Genomic DNA, 19,114 nt, shown 5'->3' with positions numbered 1-19,114 from the left:
CGGTAACCAGGTGGTCGCGCCAGATAGTACATGTGTCTAGTACGTTTGTCTGAGACGCGGTAGCCTGTGGTCATGGGAAATCGCGAGGATCTGCTGGCGGGAGCACGGAAAGTCATCGTCGAGCGAGGCGTCGCCAAGGCGACGGCCCGCGACATCGCCTCGGCGGCCGGTGTGAGCCTGGCCGCGATCGGATACCACTTCGGCTCGAAGGAGCAATTGATCACCGAGGCGCTGACCGACACGCTGGGCACCGCTATCGGCGACAGCATGGAGGCGAAGATTCGCCAGGGCAGCGGTACGGCGCCGCTGGCGGCGTTCGCCGCGTTGTGGAACGAGATGCCCGCGGTGTTCATCGAGAATCGTGACAGCATGCTGGCGAGCATGGAGAACCTGGTGCGCGTCGCCCGGTCGCCGGAGTCGCAGAAGTACTTCGCCCAGAGCCTGCCCGGAGCCTATCGGGACATCGCGGAAGCGCTGCGGCATGCGCACCCCCAGCTGAGCGAAGACCAGGCCGGAGCGCTCGCGCAGTTGTACTTCGTGCTCGTTCAGGGGCTCGGGGTGCTGCAGACCCTCGTTCCGGAATCGAACCTGCCGGACGGCGACCGCCTGGCACAGGCGGTCGCCGTGCTCGCCGGAATCGAGGGTTAGTGCTCGCTCGACAGCTCCCCGGCGGGAATGTGGCGCAAACGAAGCACGGCGACCACCGAAAGCGCGAGGGCCGCCACGGCAGCGATGTAGGCCGTCACATGAACCCCGTGCAAGAACGCTTCCCGCGCGGCACGCAGAACCGCCTCGCCCAGCTCCGCGGGCAAGCCGGCGACCGTGTGCACGGCGCCGCCGAGGGTGTCGCGCACCGAGCGCCCGGCCTCGCCGGGCAGACCGGCGGGCAGCGAGTCGGCGAGATCGCCGCGATAGAGCGCGACGCTGATGCTGCCGAGGATCGAAATACCGAGCGCGCCACCGAGTTCCGCACCCGTCTCGGAGACGCCCGCGGCGGCGCCCGCCTGCTCCTGGGGCGCCGAGCCGACGATCAGTTCGGTGGTGATGCCGAACACCGGGGCCAGACCCAGCGCGATGATCACCGAGGCGATGAGCGCGAGCAGCGCACCGCCGGTCACGGCGATCCGCGTCATCAGCAGCAGCCCGACAGCCGAGGCCGCCAAGCCCGAGCCGATCAGGTACGCCGGGCGCACCACCCGGACGATGCGGGGGGCCAGCTGGGAACCGACGATGAAGCCGAGACCGGACGGCGCCATCGCCAGGCCCGCGGCCAGCGGGGACAGGCCGAGCACGAGCTGGAAGTACTGGGCCACGAACAGGAAGTAGCCGAAGGCGACGAAGACGCCGACCACGTTGATCAGCAGCGCGATCCGGAACGTGCGCAACCGGAACAGCCGCAGATCCAGCATCGGGTCCCGGCTGCCGAGTTGCCTGCGCACGAACACGACGCCGACCGCGAGACCACCGGCGATCGCGAGCGCCGCACCGCCGCCGAGCCCGTCCTGGGCGATCTTCTTCATGCCGAACACCAGCGCGATCATCGCCGCGACGCACAGCGCGGCACTGAGCGGGTCGAGTCGCGCGGCATCCGGGTCGCGATACTCCGGCAGCACTTTCGGCCCCAGGACCAGCAGCAACGCCATGACCGGCACGGCGAGCAGGAACACCGAGCCCCACCAGAACCGCTCCAGCAGCACGCCGCCGAACAACGGTCCGACCGCGCCGCCCGCGGAGAACGCGCCGACCCACACCCCGACCGCGACCGAGCGCTGCCTGGTGTCTCGGAACATGCTGAACAGCAGCGACAGTGTGGACGGCGCAAGCGTGGCGCCCGCGACCCCTTGCAGCGCGCGGCAGGTGATGAGCAGTTCCGCGCTGGGCGCGAACGCCGCGACCACCGAGACCACCGCGAACGCCGCCGCGCCGACCATGAGCAGTTTGCGGCGGCCGACGCGGTCACCGAGGGTGCCCATGGTGACCAGCAACCCGGCCACCATGAACCCGTAGACGTCGATGATCCACAGCAGTTGCGAGCTGGTCGGACGCAGTTCGGCGCTGATCATCGGCACGGCCAGGTGCAGCACCGTCATGTCCATCGCGTAGACCAGGCAGGCCAGCGCCAGCACACCGAGGCCGATCCACTCGCGCTTGCCTGCCAGCGGTTCGGCGACGCGGTCGCGCGTGGTGTCCACGGCGCGGGTTCCTTCCGAAACGGTGTCGATGAGCGTCATGCCGGTTCAGACGGCGCGAGAAGCACCATTTCATCGCCCGCACCGGTGGCGCCGCAAAGGATTTTCCGCGGCGCCCCGGCGCGAGGGGTCAGTGCGCGGGCAGTGGCCAGGCGGGACTATCCGCGCCGTAGGCGGGCGCGGGCCAGGAATAATCCGGGTATTCGGCGAGCGCGGGCGGCGCGGTGACGACCTGACCGTGCCGGACCACTTCCGCCGCGCTCGGCGCTGCCGCCGTGGCGTGGCGCGGCGTGCGCTCCGGCGCGTCGAGCAGCCAGGACGCGGTGCGGGCCAAAGCCACGCGCACGTCCCGTCCTCGGCCGTCGTCACGGCGCGCCACCAAAGCGTCGATCACGCCGGCGGCGAGCAGGTAGCCCGACGCGTGGTCGAGTGCCTGGGCGGGCAGCGCGCCGGGCACGGCGGGCGCGCCCTCGAGAATCGAGATGCCGGACGCGGCCTGCACGATGCTGTCGAAGCCGCGCCGTCCGCCCCACGGGCCGGCCTCACCCCACGCGGACACCCGGCCGTGCACCAGGCCGGGACGGGCGGCGGCCCGCACGCCCGCGCGCTCGAGCGCGCCCGGCCGGTATCCGGTGACCAGCACGTCGGCGGCGGCGACCAAGTCGTCGATGCCGCGGGTACGCAGGTCGACCAATGTGGACCGTTTGCCCTGGCAGGTGTCGGTGAATTGCCAGGGAATCTCGGGCAGCCGCGGCGGATCGACGCGCAACACCTCGGCGCCGAGCAACGCCAACGCCCGTGTGGCGACCGGGCCCGCGATCACCCTGGTCAGGTCCAGCACGCGCAGTCCCCGCAGGGGCCGCAAAGGCGCGGCGCCCGCGGGCAGGCCGGTCTCGCCGCGGTCGCCGCGCGGTGCGATCGCCACCAGCGGACCCGCGGCGGCGGCCTGTCCTTCCGGGCTGGCGGTCCATTCCTCCTCGGTGCGCACGCGGACCGCGATGGCGCCGTGCGCGGCGGCCTGATCCTCCAGGTCCGAGGCGCGGAGCATGGCCATCTGGGCGACGGCGAGATCGACCGGCGCGGACTCGGGCAGCCCGAGCGCGGCCAGCAGCCGCGCCCGGTGATGCGGATAGTTGGCGTGGGTGCGAACCCACCCGTCGAAGGTGGGGAAGAAGCCGGAGAGGTCGGCGAACGACGTCGGCGCCCGGCCCCCGATGCGCAGCAGACGCTCACTGGAGAAGGCCGCGGTGATGCGGGCCGGATCGATGCGGTGTGCCACCGGGTCGAGACCGCGCGCGGTCCGCATCCGGTTCGCGGCCGCCGTCAGCGCCGCGATCGAACCGGCGGCCAGCGCCCAGACTGGTAGTGTCGCGGCGAGATTGCTACCCGGATCGGGCGCGGGGGAGATGGGCGAGGCGGTGACACCGATACCGGCCTCGTAGTCGCGGACGAGCCGTGCGTGCGTGTTCACTCGCTTCAGCCTAGATGCTCCCTATGAGACGCCGCCCGCGGTGGTCGTCGCGGCCGCGGCAGGCGAAGACCGCGATATCGGGGCCGCGCCGCCGTTGCGAGACGCGACCTGGGGCGTTCCGGCTCGCGCATGAGGACGGCTCCCGTGCCGGTGCGCTGTGGCTCGATACGGCGGGGTGTGCACGGATCCGATAGCGCGCTCGCGCGGGTGGTTTCGCCGAGGGCGCTGCCGCGCGGGCCGTCCGATCGCACGAGTGTGTCGCCGAGATAGCGGATGAGGTGCTGGGCCCCGGCTCGTCGGCGGTGTCATCCAGTGGACTTCGGCTTCTCGTATCTGATGGTTTCCGGTCAGAGCCACTAGGACTCCACAGGGCTGAAAGAAGCTGCCGGAGCGGGCTTCTCGCCAGTGAGGATAGCGACCCGCGCGTGAATCCGCCGAATTGGCCAGGATATTCGAATGCTGCGCCGCAGCAACCGGCGCGGGACGCCGCGCTGATCCGATGACCTGTCCGCCGCGTGCGGACATCGAGGCAGAGCATGACCGGCCGCACTGGGATAGCGCGCGGCTCAGATATGTGAGGTCGAGCGACGATGACGAACGTCCGTGCCGGAAGTGCGGAATATGCGGTGCCGACGACCAGGACCAAGAGCTTCCCGATGCGGGAAAGCATTCCGGCCTTCGGTAACGACATGCAGACGCGCACCGCCTTGATCCCGGACCGGGTTCGCTGCGCACCGATCAGCCACGACTACGAACTGCTGGCCGTGCAGGACGCACAGAACGCCGGATACCTGCGGGAGATCCAGGATCTCGCGGCCGAGCGCGCCGCGCTCGGCACCGCCGGTCACGACCAGGCCACGCGGTTGCGCGCGCGGCAACTCGAGGTCGCGCTCGCGGCGGCGACGGCGGACGCGTTCGCCGCGGGAGTCGACTCCGCCGACGTCGATCGTGCGGTGGAGTACGGCCGCGACGGCGCCTACTGGGCCGATCGGCCCGCCCATCGCTACCTCGGCCGCATCGCCCAGCTCACCGACGAAATGCATTCGCGTCTCAGCGAGTTGGACGGTTATCGGCGGCGGATCGCCGAGCTCGAACAGCGGCTGGCACAGCATCGTCCCGGCGGTTTCTGAACTGTCCGCCCCGCTCCCGTGACCCCGGTGCGGTGCGCGCCGCCCGGGACGGGATGCCGCATCGGCGCAGTAGATCTTCGGGCCGCCGTGGTCGCGGCGAGCCCGTGGAGCGCCTTCGTCACCGTGGATCAGCTACAGACCATCACGCCCTGATCGTCCTCCCCCTGTGGCCGGGCCGCTACCGTGGTCTGGTCCGGCTCGCGCCGGGGCCGACGACGAAGAAGGGAGACCGAACGTGGCTGGCGCCATCACCGACTCGGAATGGTTGCGGACCCTGCGATCCGAGGCGGTCGTGCGGCAACACCTGCTGTGTTTCCCGCCGGGTGGCGGATCGGCCACGGCATACCGGGACCTCGCGCAGCGCTTCGGGGCGGGTGTCGCGGTGCTCGCGGTGCAGTATCCCGGGCGGCAGGACCGGTTGGGTGAGGACTTGATCGCCGACCTCGTCGTCCTCGCGGACCGGATCGCCCAGCAGGTGCTCGCGCAGGGACCGGTCGCGCGGCTGTCGTTGTTCGGGCACAGCATGGGCGCGACCGTGGCGTTCGAGACCGCACGCAGGCTCGAGCGTGCCGGGCAGCCGGTGGCCACGCTGTTCGTGTCCGGCCGTCCCGCGCCGACATTCGAGGAGACGCAGCGGCTGCACCTGGCCTCCGACGACGACCTCATCGACGACCTGGTGCGGCTGGCCTTCGACCCCGCGCCACTCGAGATGCTGCGCGCCGAGCCGAGCATCGCCGAACTGGTGCTGCCCGCCGTGCGTGCCGATTACCGCGCGGTCGAGACCTATCGCTATCAGCCTGGGGAGCCGTTGCGCGCAGACATCGCGGCGCTGGTCAGCACCGAGGATCCGACGATGCGGCCCGAGCAGGCCGACGAATGGCGGGCGCACACCGGCGGAGAATTCGACCGGGCGACCTTCCCCGGCGGGCACTTCTACCTGGACGAGCACGGTGCGCAGGTCGCGGACTTCATCGAACGCCACCTCCGCCCCTGACAGCGGGAGCACGGTTCGATCGGCTGGACGGGTGCTACCGCACGGCCGGGGCGGGCCGCCTGCGCATCATCCACATGTAACCGATCCAGGACGCCGCCACCAGCGCGGCCGCCGATGCCCGTACCAATCCGAGCGCGTCTTCGGGGTAGATCACACCGGTGATGTAGTGGTCGATGAACCCGCTCGACGGCAACCGCGACTGGCCGGCGCGCTCGCGCGCCCAGTTCTCCAGATGCGTCAGGGGGCAGTCGAATCCGGCCACGATCGTGCTGAACCCCCATCCGGCGGCGATCAGGTGCAGCCAGATCGTGCGCGGAAAGCGCCACGCGAGTAACCCGCCGATCACCACGTAGGCCACGAACAGGAAATGCGTGACGGCGACGGCGTCGGCCAACAGCCGATAGAGCACCTCTCCAGGGTAGCCTTTCGCCGCGCGGCGGACGCTGGAGCGGCGGCTACCACGGGGAAGGCTGATAGTCCTTGAGGAAGCAGCCGAACAGATCGGTGCCGTTCTCACCCTGCACGATCGGGTCGTAGACCCGCGCCGCGCCGTCGACGAGGTCCAGCGGCGCGTGGAACCCCTCCTCGGCCAGGCGCATCTTGGTGTAGTGGGGGCGTTCGTCGGTGATCCACCCGGTGTCGACCGCGGTCATCAGAATGCCGTCCTGCTCGAACATTTCCCGCGCGCTGGTGCGGGTCAACATGTTCAGCGCGGCTTTGGCCATATTGGTGTGCGGGTGCCCGGGGCCCTTGTAGGCACGGGAGAACTGCCCCTCCATAGCCGAGACGTTCACGACGTACTTGCGGCGCGCCCGCGCGGCGGCCATGGCCGGGCGCAGACGCGAGACCAGGATGAACGGCGCCACCGAGTTGCACAGCTGCACTTCGAGCAGTTCGGTGGGATCGACCTCCGCGACGGTCTGCACCCAGCTGTTGGTGTGTGCGAGGTCGGGTACCAGGCCGCCGGCGTCGATCGCCACGCCGCGCGAAATGCGTTCCGGCGTCGCCGATCCCGCGACCAAGGCCAGCTCGGCGACGTCGGCGGCGGTCAGGGCCGGGGTGAGCGAGGCGGTCAGCGCGGTGGGGTGCGCCTGCATGGTCTTGCCGAAGCTCACCACTTCCGGCAACGCGCCGGCCGGCAGCGGTCCTGACTCGGCCTCGACCAGCGCGCTGTAGGCGCCGGGGGAGCGGCGCACGGTCTGCGCGGCGTTGTTGATCAGGATGTCCAGCGGGCCCTGGGCGGCGACGTCGTCGGCCAGGGCGACCACCTGGGCGGGGTCGCGCAGGTCGATTCCGACGATCCGCAACCGGTGCAGCCAGTCCGCGCTGTCGTCCATAGCGGCGAAACGCCGGATGGCGTCGTTGGGGAAGCGCGTGGTGATGGTGGTGTGCGCGCCGTCGCGCAGCAGCCGCAGCGCGATGTACATGCCGATCTTGGCGCGGCCGCCCGTGAGCAGTGCTCGTCGGCCGCTCAGATCGGCACGGGCCTCTCGTTTCGCGTGGCTGCTCGCCGCACAGTCCGGGCACAGCTGGTGGTAGAAGGCGTCGACCCGGGTGTAGCGCTGCTTGCAGATGTAGCAGGGCCGCGGGCGCGTCAGCGTCCCCGCGCTGGCCCCGGTCGTGGCCGAGCTGATCGGGATGCCCGCGGTCTCGTCGTCGATCCGGTTGGGTGAGCCGGTCGCGGTTGCGGCGATCACCGCGCGGTCGGCGGCCGAGACCGCCTCGCGCGCTTGCGAGCGGCGCCGTTGCTTGAGCTTCTTGAACATGTGCCCGACCGCCCGCTGCACGGCCATCGAGTCGGGATGATCCTTTTCCAGCGTTCCGGCGTGCTCCAGGACCCGAAGGCAGGTCGCGAGGTCTTCGGGATCGATCATGCTTTCTGCCATCGCGGCTATGGACATCCTTCGGCGAGCTGGGCAATCGACCGGCCCATTGTCGCAAACCCGCCCGCGGGGTAGCCGCCCGGTCGCCGGTGAACGCGCCGGACCACCATCGCTCAGTTGCTGCGCGGGGTGATCGCGGCGCGGTCGGCGCGCAGGTCGTCGACGAAATTGGCGATCGCCTCGGCGACCAGCAAAGGTTCGGTGATCGGCAGCCAGTGGTCCGCCGGAACGGCGCGGCGCCACAGCTTGTCGACCCACCGGGCGGAGGCGTCGTATACGGCGGCGGGGATGAACGGGTCGGTGGCGTCGACCAGCAACTGGACCGGAACGGCCGTACGCCGCACCCGCGGCTTGCCCAGGTGGTGCAGCAGATTGGCGTGCGCGATGCGCGCACCCGCGACCAGGTCGGTGCGCCACGTGCGTGCCACCCGCGCGGGCAACGGCGCGACACCGCCGAGCTGTCGCACGAGGAGACCGCGCACGCGCGGCGGATAGAGCCTGCGGGCGATCGCGCCGGGGGTGAGTGCCCAGCGCGCCCCGCGCAGCCACCAGCCCAGGTCGCCGATTTCACGGCCGGCGCGCGGCGCCAGGGCGCGCAGCCACAGGCCCAGATGGTCGAGGTTCGGTCCGGCGATCGCGGTGAACGAGGCGACGCGGGTGTTGGCGCGCTCGTCGTAGACCGCCTCCCACAGCTGCACCGCACCCCAGCCGTGGCCGCACGCGTGCACCGCACGGTTCGGGCTGGCGGCCTCGATCACCGCGAAGAAGTCCTCCGCCAGTCGACCGAGGCGATACTCCGACAGCTCTTCGGAGGCGACCGACCGCCCGTGTCCGCGCACGTCGTAGGTGATCACCCGGAATCCGTCGGCCAGCAGGGCCGCGACCGTGGCCCACACGTGATGGGTATCGGTGAGGCCGTGCACCAGAACCAAGGGGTCCGCGGCAACGTCGCCCCATTCGAAGACAGCGAGATCGGCGCCGTCCCGGTCGACCGTCCAGGTGCGGTCGGGGCGGGGCGTTTCGGTGGTGTCGAGCAGTTCGGTCATGTCCTTACCTCGTTCGCTGCCGGCTACCGATCCGAAGGCACGTCGCCGTCGTGCCAGACGTCAGTAATTCCCATACGGACAGTACGAAGTATTGACCGCTCGAGGCAGGGGTGAAACGCCCGAATATGGCGCAGCTCACCCGCGGTCGCGCGGCATCGTTGGCGCACCGTCGACATTGCCGAGGTCCCCGGGTCTCTCTTTCGAAAGGTTGCCGAAATCCCTGGGCCGGCATCGACTGTCCGGACCGTCTCCGGATGGCTCCTGCTCTTGTTGACATCTCGCCAATAGTTCGGGAATCTGGGCGTAACCGGCGACGAGGCCGGACCGGGAGCGAGCAAAGGATCCAGCGATGGCACGCGCGGCGTGGAGTGACGACGAGGTCGAGGCGGTACGAGACCTGGCGAAGACCTTCTTCGAGAAGGAGGTTGTGCCCCATGAGGAGAAATTCGTCGCCCAAGGGCATCCCGATCGCGCGCTGTACAACCGGGCGGGCGAACTCGGCCTGCTGTGCCCGGCGATCCCCGCCGAATACGGCGGTGGCGGCGGGAACTTTGCCCACGAGGCCGCGATCATCGAGGAGCAGGCGCGCGCGGGCGACGGATCGATGGGCATTCCCGTGCACAGCTCGATCATCGCGCCCTACCTGTACGAATTCGGCTCCGAAGAACTCAAGCGGCGTGTACTGCCCAAGGCCGCGAGCGGCGAGATCGTGCTGTCCATCGGCATGACAGAGCCGGGAACCGGGTCGGACCTACAGAACATCAAGACCCGCGCGGTGCGGGAGGGCGACGAGTACGTCATCACCGGCTCGAAGATCTTCATCACCAACGGCTGGCTCTGCGACGGCATCATCATCGCCGCCAAGACCGACCCGACCAAAGGCGCGGCCGGCGTCTCGCTGATCTTCGCCGAAGTCGGCGACGACACCCCCGGCTTCGAGCGCGGGCGCATCCTGAACAAGATCGGCGGCAAGGCCCAGGACACCGCCGAGCTTTTCTTCGACGGCCTGCGCGTGCCCGCCTTCAACCTACTCGGCGGCGCCGAGGGGCAGGGCTTCTACCAGATGATGCAGATGCTTGCGCAGGAGCGCCTGGTCACCGCGATCATAGCGGTCGCCATGATGGAGAAGGCCGTGCAGCTCACCGTGGACTACACCAAGGGCCGCGAGGCGTTCGGCAAACCGCTGTTCGCCATGCAGAACACGAAGTTCGAACTCGCCGAGTGCGCGACCATCACCAAGGTCTCCCGCACCTTCCTCGACGACTGCATCGACAAGCACCTGCGCGGCGAACTCGATATTCCCAGCGCTGCCATGTCGAAGTACTGGCTGACCGATCAGCTCGGTATCGTGGTGGACCGCTGCCTGCAACTGTTCGGCGGCTACGGCTACATGACGGAGTATCCCATTTCCCAGCTCTACACCGGCGCTCGCGTGCTACGCATCCTCGCGGGCAGCAACGAGGTGATGAAGGATCTCATTGCCCGGTCTCTCTGACACCACGAGCGCGACCGCAGGCGGTGGCGCCGATCCGGCGCTACCGCGCCGCCGCAGGCTCGAACCCGACGAGCGGCGCGCGCAGATCCTCGCCTGTGCGATCGACATGTTCGGCGAACGTCCGTACGCGGCCGTCTCCACTGCCGAACTGGCGCAGCGGGCCGGTGTGGCCCGCGGCCTGATCAACCACTATTTCGGCAACAAGCGCGATCTCTACCTCGCGGTGGTGCGGCGGATGGTGACGCTGCCCAAGCTCGACGACATGATCGTGCCCACCGGAACCTGGCGCGAGCGCGTCGAGGCGAGTGTGCGCTGGCTGCTGGACACCATCGCCGAGCACGGCAGCACCTGGGTGAAGGTGACCAGTCACGAGGGGGTCGGTGACGATCCGGAGGTGCAGCAGATCCTGGACGCGGCCGACGACGCGGCGGCCGAGCGTCTGCTGCTGATGGTGGGGCTGGCCCAGTCGGCACACGATGCCGAACTGCGCGCGATGGTGCGCGCCTACGGCGGGTTGGTCAAGGTGGCGGGCCGGGAATGGATCACCCGTGGCACGCTCACCCGTGAGCAGGTGCACGAGTTGCTGTGCGACATGTTGCTGACGCTGGTCACCGAGTCGCTGCCGAAGGTCGATCGCAGGCAGTGATGCCCGCGGGGTGCCGGGGCAAGGTGCGGCGTCCTCGAGCGAATTGCCCGCTCTTGCTGCCTACTGCCGGTGTTTCGGCCGCCGGACGTCACTTGGCCGGAAACGAATCCACCTCCGATGCGTCGCGGTCGGGCCGGGCGCTTACGGACCGGCACGCACCACGGCTGACGGGCTCGCCGGAGTCGCGGAGAGTTCGTTATCACGGCCCGATCACGAATATCGGATACTTCGGATCAACTTCTCGCCTCGCGCGTCCTATTCTGGGTCGGTATATCGGGGCGGGTCCGGACGAATCCGAGGTTCCTGCGCGGTGTGTTGGTGAAAGGACCTGGATGACACGGGCAGAACGGCGTGAAACGGATCGCTGGCCGCAGGCATCGGAAGACCGCTGGTCGGAGCCGGAGCCGGAGCCCGACGGCCCCTGGCCCGACGACGAGGACGAACGCTGGCCCGAGCAGCCGCCGAGCCGCCGCAGGACCGGACGACTACGCGTGGAGATTCCGCCGATCGTCAACCCGTACGCGATCGTCGCGCTGGTGGCGGCCCTGCTCGGGCTGTTCCCCGTGGCCATCGTGTTCGGATTCATCGCCTTCAGCCACCCGCGTGGCCGGGTCATGGCGATGTTCGCCCTGCTGCTCGGCGTAGCCGAGATCACCGCGGTGGCCGGATTCGTCCTGCTGACGAACAACTGGCTGCCCGACCTGACCAACCGCACAGCCGCGATCGAGCCGACACCTCTTGCCTCGGTACCCACGACCGTCGAACCTCGGGTGGTGACCACCACGACCGCCGCACCGAGCCCCGCCGTGACGACCACGCCGCCGGAAAGTCAGGAACCGGTCACGAAGGGCGCGCCCTGCACCGAGGCCCAGCTCGGAAAGATCGGCAGCGCCACCAACGGCGGCACCCTCATCTGTCTCACCACCGCGGGGGGCTATCAGTGGTCGGGCCCGCACACCGTGGCGACCGCGGTGCAGCAGGCCGGATCCAAATGCGACGCCGCGGGCGCCAAGACCGGCCGCACCGCCGACGGCCGAGCCTTGGTGTGCGAGGTCAGTGGCCGCGGCGGCACGTGGGTGCTGTGGACCGAATAGCGGGCGCCGTTATTCGTGCTTTTTCGCGCGGCTGGGCTGCACCCGGGGTGGCTCGTTGGGCATCTTCGGGTACTGTGGCGGCCACGGCGCGTCCATGAGCCCGGCCGCCATGTCCCGGTCGGACATCTCCAATAACGGGGCGATGGACTGGGGCGCGCGGTCGGCCCACGGATCGCCTGTTTCGGCGTAGCGCGCGGGCACGGTCGCGATGGTCAACTCGTCGGGCACCACCGTATCCAGATCCGACCAGCTGATCGGCGTCGAGACCTGCGCGCCGACCTTCGGACGCACACACCAGGCGCCGAAAACCGTTTTGTGCGGCGCGTTCTGATTGAAATCGATGAATACCCGGTTTCCGCGTTCTTCTTTCCACCACTGCGCGGTGATGTCGTCCGGATAGCGGCGTTCCAATTCGCGGGCAAGCGCTACCGCGGCGGCCCGCACCTGATAACCGTCCCACTTCGGTTCCAGCGCGGAGTAGAGGTGTAAGCCGCGTGACCCGGAGGTCTTGATCCATGATTCGATGCCGAGTTCGGCGAGCAGGTCCCTCGTGCGGAAAGCGGCCTGTACGAGATCGGCGAAGGTGATGCCGGGGGAGGGATCGAGGTCGATGCGCAACTCGTCGGCGATGTCCAGATTGTCGGCGCGGTTGGGCCAGACGTGGAACCCCAGGCATCCCTGGTTCACCGCCCACAGGATATGGGCGAGATCGTGTGCGACGAGGGCGTCACTGGTGGTGCCGTTCGGCGTCGACACCTCGACGGTGCGCAGCCACTCCGGCGCGGATTTCGGCACCCGCTTCTGGAACCAGGATTTGCCCGACGCGCCGTCCGGATACCGCTCCAGCAGCAGCGGCCGCCCACCGACCACACTCAGGAACGGTTCGGCGATCGCCTGGTAGTAACGCACCAGATCGAGTTTCGTCTCGCCGCGCTTGGTGAAATAGACCTTGTCCGGATGGCTGATCGTGACGGTCCGGCCGTCGGTCTCGATGTCGACGGATTCGGTCATCGCGCCGCGCCTTCGCCGAACAGCGTGCTCAGTTCCGCGGGCGCGACTTCGTCGAGCTGCGCGTAGGTACACGATCGCGGGGTCCGGTCGGTGCGGAAGCGCACCAGCCTGCCGCCGTGGCGCAGCCTGCCCGACTGCACGTGCTCGTAGCGGACCTCGGCGACCAGTTCCGGCCGCAGCGCCTCCCAGGACAGATCCTTGCCTCCAGTCCAGCGGCTCACGCCGCCGGGCATCTTGCCCTCCGTCGCCGCCTGTGCCGCGGCATCGGCCCACTGCCGCCACGGGTGGTCCTCGAGCGCGTTCTTCCGCAGCGGCGCGAGCTCCTCGACCAGTTCCTTGCGCCGAGCGGCGGTGAAGCTGCTGGCCACGCCGACGTGGTGCAGGTGGCCCTCGTCGTCGAAGAGCCCGAGCAGCAGCGAACCGACGCCGACGCCGTCCTTGTGCCAGCGGAAGCCCGCCACCACGCAGTCGGCCGTGCGCTCGTGCTTGATCTTCAGCATGACCCGCTTGTCCTGGAGATAGGCCAGGTCATCGGACTTGACCATCACGCCGTCGAATCCGGCGCCCTCGAAACGGGTGAACCAGTCCTGGGCCACGTCGGGGTCATGGGTGATCGGGGTGAGGTGGACGCGAGCGAGCGCGGTGTCCAGGATCGTCTCCAGCAGGCGCCTGCGTTCGGTGAACGGCTTGCCGGTCAGATCCTCGTCGCCGAGCGCGAGCAGGTCGAAGGCCACGAAACTGGCCGGTGTCTCCGCGGCCAGCTTGGCGACCCGGGACGCGGCCGGGTGCAGGCGGTTCTGCAAAGTGTCGAAATCCAGACCCTGCTCGGTGACCACCACGATCTCGCCGTCCACCACGCAGCGCTGTGGCAACGCCTGCTTCAGCAGCTCGGCGACCTCGGGAAAGTACCTGGTCAGCGGCCGGTCGTTGCGGGAGCCGAGTTCCACCTCGGCGCCGTCGCGGAACACGACGCAGCGGAAGCCGTCCCATTTGGGCTCGTAACTCAGGCCCGGCTCGCGCGGCACCACGGGCGCGGATTTGGCCAGCATCGGCCGTACTGGTGGCATCACCGGTAGGTCCACGCGATCCTCCTCGGGTTCGATCCTCACCCATACCGACGGCGCGCGCCGAGCGAACTCATCGGTCTGTGGTCGCGGCCTCGGCTCGATCGTAGGCGGCCACCCCGACACCGAACGTGGACTTCGCCGGTCAGCTCTCCAGCCAGCCGTGCTGGTCGGCGAAGGCGGTGAGCCGGTCGCGGATGGTGAGGATCTCGCCCGCGGTGAGCGCGGGGCTCGCGTCCAGGAGCAGCTCGGTGATCAGGCGTTTGTGCTCGGCGACAGTGAGCTGTCCCGAAATCGGCCGATCCTTACCCTTGTGCCGGACAGGTGGCGCCGGGGCTGCGCCGACCACGTTGAGGTTGACCGCCTTGGGTCCGCGGTCGCCCTCGGTCACCTCGAATTCGAACACCCGCCCCTGCCGCAACTCGTCTTCGTCCAGACCGATGTCGTTGACGTGGACGAACACGTCGGGTCCACCGTCCTCCGGCCGAATGAATCCGAATCCCCGAGAGCTGTCGAACGACACCAATTTCCCGATGGACACCAACACCCGCTCCTCGTCGCCGTCGCTACTGGGCAACTTTAACCCGCCTTTTCGCCGTCGTCGGAGGAAAGCGCCTTTTGCAACGAATGGAAAACGGTCAGTCCCTGACCGACCATTCCGTTCACCAGTTCGCCCACCCCTTCCGGTCCGTTGAGGACGGTGAGATGCGCGTTCGCCAACCCGTTCGACGCCTGCTTCACGATTTCCGGAAGTTGTTCGATCAACATCTGGTCCAGCGCGATCCGGTTGTTCGACGCGGCGGCAGCGGCCTGGATGCGGGTGCGGTCGGCTTCGGCCTCGGCCAGGATGCGCACCCTATCCGCTTCGGCCAGAGCAGGTTTCACGACCTCGGCCTGCAACTGCTGCTCGCGCAACTCGGCCTCCTTGCGCGCCTGCTCGGCCTGTGCGGTGAGCACCTCCTGCAACGCCAGCGCTTCGGCGAGCGGACCCGCCTGCGCCGCCTCCGCGTTGGCCTTGTCGATATCGCGCTGGTATTGCGCGCGCAGGATCGCCGTCTCGCGCTGATATTCCGCCTGCCTGCGCTGGGATTCCTGCTCGGCCTGGGCCGCGGCCTGCGCGGCATGCGATTGCGCGATCTGCGCGTCGCGCTGCACGGCGGCATTGTGCGGCGCGGCGAGCGCGGCGATGTAGCCGAGGTTGCCGTCGTCGATGGACTGGATCTGGAACGAATCGACCCACAGACCGATATTGCTCATCTCGACTTTCGAGGCGACCAGCACCTCGTCGGCCAGTCTCTGACGCTCCCGGATGATCTCCTCGACCGTCATCGAGCCCACGATCGAACGCAGGTGCCCGGAGAAGATCCGCCCGGTCAGCACCGACATCTCCCGCTCCTGCTCGGAGAGGAACCGCTGCGCGGCGTTCACGATGGACTGGGTGTCGTTGGCCACCTTGAACGCGATCACCGCGCGAACGTCGAGCTGGATCGCCTGCTTGGTGACGCAGCGCTCCTTGATCTCGGACTCGAACATCGCCAGTGACAGATAGCGCACCTTGCGAAACAGCGGGATCACCCAGGCGCCACGCCCGATGATCACTTCGAACGGCGCGTTGTCGCGGCTCTTGGCGCCACTGACCAGCATCGCCTCGTCCGGGTCCGGCACGTGGTAACCCAGCACGTCTTTTCTCCCTTGCTAATTCAAGTCTGCTGCGGCCGATCCGGGTCGAGCGGAATCCACGGGACGACGTCGACGACGCGCCCCGGATGGACCGCGATGACCAGCACGGCCGCGCCGGCCGAGATCGGTTCGGTGGCCTGCGCGATGTACAGCTCGGTGCCCCCTCGAATCGCCACCAGGACCTCGCCCAGCATCCCGGCGCCCCGGATCGGCGATGTGAGCCTACCCGTCAAACCCACCACCGGGTCGGTCATCCCACGATCTCCTTTTTCGCCTCTCGGATCGCCACCCTACGTCTCGCACAGCGCCTTTCGATATCGACGGGTCCGACGGTGGGGCGGAATGGAGGCGGTGGCGCAGGTATGTTTCTTGCATGGGAGGACGGCTAGCGCTGGTGGTGGGGTCGGAATGCGCGGCGCTGGGAGAATTGGGTTTCACCGAAGAACTCGCCAACGGCCTGTACGGGAGCCTGACCGAGACCGGCGGCTGGCGATCGGCGATCGAACTCGACGGCCCGGTCCTGAATCCGACCGCGGCGCAGATGTTCGCCGCGGTCGACACGGCCTTCGCGGCGGCATCGGAGCAGCAGGCCACGCTGCTGCTCGGCTTCATCGGGCACGGAGTGGCCACGACCGCCGAGGACTTCTACTTGCTCGGCCACGATTCCCCCGGCGATCCGAACTCGCACAACGCTTTCCACCTGACCCAGGCGATCAGGGAGCGGCTCGACCGCGCCGCCCTCGACGGGCTGGTGATGCTCGTCGACGCCTGCGAGGCGGGTCAGGGTGTGCAGGGCGCCGCCCGCCGGTGGACCGATCTCCTGGCGCAGTCGGGCGGCCGGATGGAGCTGCTGGTCGCCTCAGGCGACGGGCCGGCGTATTCCGGGTGCTTCACCCGCACCATGCTCGCCACCTTCGGCCTCGGCCTGCCGCTGCGCGGGGAGAATCTGCTGCCCTCGGACCTGGTCGATCCGATCGCCGTGCAGTGCACGTATCAACAGCCGCAACATCTTTCCTTCAGTTCCGGCGCGGTATCCACGACACAGGGCGTCGACCCGGGACTGTGGCTGGTGCCGAACACCGCGCGTCATCGCGACGCGGTGAGTGGACGTTCCGCGGCCGGGTTCGTCGACCAGCTGACCCGGCGTCTGCTGCTGACGCCCGATGTGCGCGAGCGGCTCGACGCGATCGTCGACGCGGGCAGCCACCGGCTGCGGGCCGTGCTGGGGCCCGCGGGTGTCGGCAAGTCCACGCTGCTGGCGATGCTGATCCGTCCCAGCCTGGTCGACGGACTCGCCGTCACCCCCGACTACATCACCGCCGCGGTTTTCCTGACGGTCAACAGCTCCGTGGAATCGGTCGCCGCCGAACTGGCCGTGCAACTCGACGCCCGCCTGCCCGGCTTCCGGGAGGCGGCGCGAGCGGCACGGGCGCATCGGCCCCGAGACGAGTCCGACATCTTCGAAATCCTGGTCCGCCGCCCGCTGGCCCGCCTGTCCACCGCGGGCCGCAGGGTCACCTTGGTGTTCGACGGCCTGAACCAACCGCAGGAGGGGACCAGGCGGCTGCTGGTGGCCGCGATCGTCGATCTGACCGAGCGCGAGGATCTGCGGCACGTGCGGGTGATCGTCGGCATCCGGCCAGGGACCGGTGTCGAGGACGATCCGAAGCTGGCGCACATGTACCGGATCGAAATCGCCGAACCGGCTGCCGACGACATCGCCGCCGTGGTGGACTCCGCGCGCGGGACGGCCCCGCTCGGCCCCGTCGACTGGATCGGCTGGATCCAGCGGCTGCTGGCCGAGACGCCGACCGACGCGAGCGGTTCGCGGGTGGTCTCCGGCGGCTGGCTGGTGGCGCGCATCCTGCTGGAGGTCGCGTCGAGGTTGACCGACGGGGCGGTCGCCTCCGGAATCGGTTTGGACCGGGTCATCGCACTGCGGGTCGAGACGGCGCTGCGCGGGGTCGATCCCGAGACCGCGAGTGCGACGGCGGCTCTGCTCGGAGTGCTGGTGGCGGCGGGGGTCGGCCCCGTGCTGCCGCTGGAGTTGCTGGACGCGGCGTTGTCGTCGCTCGGCGTCGACCTCAGTGCGGCCCGGATCCGCGACGTCGCCGTGAATCTCGGCGCGTTGGTCACCCGCAGCCATCCAGGCACCGTCCGCGAGTCGCTCGGTGTGAGCCATAGCGCGTTCCTGCCCGCGCTGGGCGCGGAATGCGATCGTCTCGGGGTGCGCCTCGTGGACGCGCACCGTGCCCTCGTCGCGGCGATCCAGGCCGACGACACCGACCGGGCCGCGGACTACGCCCGCGGCTCGGCCGTGCGCCACTGCCTGGCCTACGGCGCCTCCGCCTTGGCCGTCGACTTCCTGGTGAAGCTGGAGACCGGCAGGTCGGCCGACGATCGCGATCTGTGGGCCGCGTGGGTGCCCGATTTCGTCGGGACACTGGGGCCCGACCACCCCGATACCTTCACCACGCGCGAGCGGCGCGCCTATCACCTCGCCGAGAGCGGCGACCTGGTCGGCGCCGTCGCCGATTTCGAGCTGCTGCTCGAAGACCGGTTGCGGGTCTTCGGTCCCGACGATCCCGACACCTTGGACACCCGCGACCGGTTGGCCAGTTACCGCGCCCGCTGCGGTGATCACTCGGGCGCGGGCGAGGAGTTCGAGCGACTACTCACCGACCAGTTGCGACTGCTCGGTCCCGACCATCCCGAAACCCTGCGGACCAGGAATAATCTGGCGTCCAATCGCGGCGACATCGGCGATTTCGCCGGGGCCATCGCCCGATTCGAACGGCTGCGTGCCGATCGCGCCCGCGTGCAGGGGGCCGACCACCCGGATACTTTGCGCACCCGCAACAGCCTGGCGTACTGGCGTGCCGACAGCGGCGATCTGCTCGGCGCCCGCGCCGAGTTCGAACAACTGGTGGCCGACTATCTCCGCGTCTTCGGCGCCGACCATCCCGACACACTCGGCGCGCGCAACAACCTCGCGGCGTTTCGCGCTCGTAGCGGTGACCTGGCCGGGGCGGGCACTGAATTCACCCGCTTACTCGACGATCGCTTGCGGGTACTCGGCCCGGACCATCCCGACACTCTGCTCACCCGCGGTCGGCTGGCCACCTACCGCGCCGACAGCGGCGATCTCGCGGGCGCGATCACCGACTTGGAGAAACTGCTTGCCGACCGGTTGCGCGTACTCGGATCCGATCACCCGGACACCTTCGACACCCGCCACGATCTCGTGTGCTGCCGCGCTCGTCACGGCGACCTCGCCCGCGCCATCGCGGAGCTGGAGGTCCTGCTGGTCGCGGAGTTGCGCGCTCTGGGCCCCAATCACGCCCACACCATCCGGACCAGGAACACCCTGGCGTACTGGCGGGGCCAGTACGTGGACTGACGGTGGCCTCG

At 69.2% G+C, this 19,114-nt stretch carries 17 protein-coding genes; 7 read left to right on the top strand and 10 right to left on the bottom strand.

The window, feature by feature from the left end; translation table 11 throughout:
* Positions 1–72 precede the first annotated feature (72 nt).
* Positions 73–648: a TetR/AcrR family transcriptional regulator gene (locus M8859_RS27925; RefSeq protein ID WP_159926426.1), complete on the top strand. Its 576-nt coding sequence runs from the start codon at positions 73–75 to the stop codon at positions 646–648.
* Here the strand turns inward: M8859_RS27925 and M8859_RS27920 are convergent.
* Positions 645–2,231, bottom strand: a complete 1,587-nt coding sequence (locus tag M8859_RS27920) for an MFS transporter (RefSeq protein ID WP_283780133.1) — start codon at positions 2,229–2,231, stop codon at positions 645–647. The genes M8859_RS27925 and M8859_RS27920 overlap by 4 nt on opposite strands.
* 88 nt (positions 2,232–2,319) lie before the next feature.
* Complete coding sequence (locus M8859_RS27915) at positions 2,320–3,660, bottom strand: CoA transferase (protein ID WP_159926430.1); 1,341 nt, start codon at positions 3,658–3,660, stop codon at positions 2,320–2,322.
* Positions 3,661–4,250: 590 nt separating this feature from the next.
* Between M8859_RS27915 and M8859_RS27910 the strand changes: the two genes are divergently transcribed.
* Both M8859_RS27910 and M8859_RS27905 read left to right on the top strand, forming a co-directional pair.
* A complete protein-coding gene (locus M8859_RS27910) occupies positions 4,251–4,790 on the top strand; it encodes a hypothetical protein (protein ID WP_195071453.1) in 540 nt (179 codons plus the stop codon).
* 235 nt (positions 4,791–5,025) lie between these two features.
* Positions 5,026–5,784 carry a thioesterase II family protein gene (locus M8859_RS27905; protein ID WP_236565536.1) on the top strand — a complete coding sequence of 253 codons (759 nt, stop codon included), beginning with the start codon at positions 5,026–5,028 and terminating at the stop codon, positions 5,782–5,784.
* A 34-nt stretch (positions 5,785–5,818) separates the two neighbouring features.
* Here the strand turns inward: M8859_RS27905 and M8859_RS27900 are convergent, their stop codons facing one another.
* The 3 genes from M8859_RS27900 to M8859_RS27890 form a co-directional block, all read right to left on the bottom strand.
* Entirely contained in the window at positions 5,819–6,193 is a 375-nt protein-coding gene (locus tag M8859_RS27900) for a DUF2784 domain-containing protein (protein ID WP_159926434.1), read from the bottom strand.
* 46 nt (positions 6,194–6,239) lie between these two features.
* Positions 6,240–7,670, bottom strand: coding sequence for an SDR family NAD(P)-dependent oxidoreductase (locus M8859_RS27895; protein WP_249645052.1), 1,431 nt, complete (start codon positions 7,668–7,670; stop codon positions 6,240–6,242).
* Positions 7,671–7,780: 110 nt separating this feature from the next.
* A complete protein-coding gene (locus tag M8859_RS27890) occupies positions 7,781–8,713 on the bottom strand; it encodes an alpha/beta fold hydrolase (protein ID WP_159926438.1) in 933 nt (310 codons plus the stop codon).
* Between the two features lie 349 nt (positions 8,714–9,062).
* Between M8859_RS27890 and M8859_RS27885 the strand changes: the two genes are divergently transcribed.
* From M8859_RS27885 to M8859_RS27875, 3 genes are all read left to right on the top strand, one after another.
* Positions 9,063–10,208: an acyl-CoA dehydrogenase family protein gene (locus tag M8859_RS27885; RefSeq protein ID WP_195071455.1), complete on the top strand. Its 1,146-nt coding sequence runs from the start codon at positions 9,063–9,065 to the stop codon at positions 10,206–10,208.
* The gene (locus M8859_RS27880; protein ID WP_159926442.1) at positions 10,192–10,854 is read left to right on the top strand and encodes a TetR/AcrR family transcriptional regulator; all 663 of its coding nucleotides are present in this window, start codon (positions 10,192–10,194) and stop codon (positions 10,852–10,854) included. The genes M8859_RS27885 and M8859_RS27880 overlap by 17 nt, the downstream gene beginning before the upstream one ends.
* A gap of 332 nt (positions 10,855–11,186) precedes the next feature.
* On the top strand, positions 11,187–11,948 hold the full coding sequence (locus tag M8859_RS27875) for a DUF4190 domain-containing protein (RefSeq protein ID WP_249645051.1): 762 nt from the start codon (positions 11,187–11,189) through the stop codon (positions 11,946–11,948).
* A 9-nt stretch (positions 11,949–11,957) separates the two neighbouring features.
* Here the strand turns inward: M8859_RS27875 and ligD are convergent, their stop codons facing one another.
* From ligD to M8859_RS27850, 5 genes are all read right to left on the bottom strand, one after another.
* A complete protein-coding gene (gene ligD, locus M8859_RS27870) occupies positions 11,958–12,959 on the bottom strand; it encodes a non-homologous end-joining DNA ligase (RefSeq protein WP_159926446.1) in 1,002 nt (333 codons plus the stop codon).
* Positions 12,956–14,041: an ATP-dependent DNA ligase gene (locus M8859_RS27865; RefSeq protein ID WP_195071457.1), complete on the bottom strand. Its 1,086-nt coding sequence runs from the start codon at positions 14,039–14,041 to the stop codon at positions 12,956–12,958. The genes ligD and M8859_RS27865 overlap by 4 nt, the downstream gene beginning before the upstream one ends.
* Before the next feature lie 127 nt (positions 14,042–14,168).
* Positions 14,169–14,600, bottom strand: coding sequence for a cold-shock protein (locus tag M8859_RS27860; RefSeq protein WP_283780132.1), 432 nt, complete (start codon positions 14,598–14,600; stop codon positions 14,169–14,171).
* Between the two features lie 2 nt (positions 14,601–14,602).
* On the bottom strand, positions 14,603–15,703 hold the full coding sequence (locus tag M8859_RS27855) for an SPFH domain-containing protein (protein WP_159926448.1): 1,101 nt from the start codon (positions 15,701–15,703) through the stop codon (positions 14,603–14,605).
* Between the two features lie 20 nt (positions 15,704–15,723).
* A complete protein-coding gene (locus M8859_RS27850) occupies positions 15,724–15,957 on the bottom strand; it encodes an NfeD C-terminal domain-containing protein (protein WP_159926450.1) in 234 nt (77 codons plus the stop codon).
* A 119-nt stretch (positions 15,958–16,076) separates the two neighbouring features.
* Here M8859_RS27850 and M8859_RS27845 point away from each other — a divergent pair, with 119 nt between their 5' ends.
* On the top strand, positions 16,077–19,103 hold the full coding sequence (locus tag M8859_RS27845) for a tetratricopeptide repeat protein (RefSeq protein ID WP_249645050.1): 3,027 nt from the start codon (positions 16,077–16,079) through the stop codon (positions 19,101–19,103).
* Positions 19,104–19,114: the final 11 nt, after the last annotated feature.

Source organism: Nocardia sputi, from assembly GCF_023501985.1.
The sequence above is the reverse complement of the archived record's forward strand: the minus strand, read 5'-3'. Positions and strand labels throughout refer to the sequence as shown.

Bases quoted from the DNA above. Each gene is read 5' to 3' on its own strand.
- M8859_RS27925 (WP_159926426.1), top strand. From the start codon at position 73: ATGGGAAATCGCGAGGATCTGCTGGCGGGAGCACGGAAAGTCATCGTC.
- M8859_RS27920 (WP_283780133.1), bottom strand. From the start codon at position 2,231: ATGACGCTCATCGACACCGTTTCGGAAGGAACCCGCGCCGTGGACACC.
- M8859_RS27910 (WP_195071453.1), top strand. From the start codon at position 4,251: ATGACGAACGTCCGTGCCGGAAGTGCGGAATATGCGGTGCCGACGACC.
- M8859_RS27895 (WP_249645052.1), bottom strand. From the start codon at position 7,670: ATGGCAGAAAGCATGATCGATCCCGAAGACCTCGCGACCTGCCTTCGG.
- M8859_RS27890 (WP_159926438.1), bottom strand. From the start codon at position 8,713: ATGACCGAACTGCTCGACACCACCGAAACGCCCCGCCCCGACCGCACC.
- M8859_RS27885 (WP_195071455.1), top strand. From the start codon at position 9,063: ATGGCACGCGCGGCGTGGAGTGACGACGAGGTCGAGGCGGTACGAGAC.
- M8859_RS27875 (WP_249645051.1), top strand. From the start codon at position 11,187: ATGACACGGGCAGAACGGCGTGAAACGGATCGCTGGCCGCAGGCATCG.
- ligD (WP_159926446.1), bottom strand. From the start codon at position 12,959: ATGACCGAATCCGTCGACATCGAGACCGACGGCCGGACCGTCACGATC.
- M8859_RS27850 (WP_159926450.1), bottom strand. From the start codon at position 15,957: ATGACCGACCCGGTGGTGGGTTTGACGGGTAGGCTCACATCGCCGATC.
- M8859_RS27845 (WP_249645050.1), top strand. From the start codon at position 16,077: ATGGGAGGACGGCTAGCGCTGGTGGTGGGGTCGGAATGCGCGGCGCTG.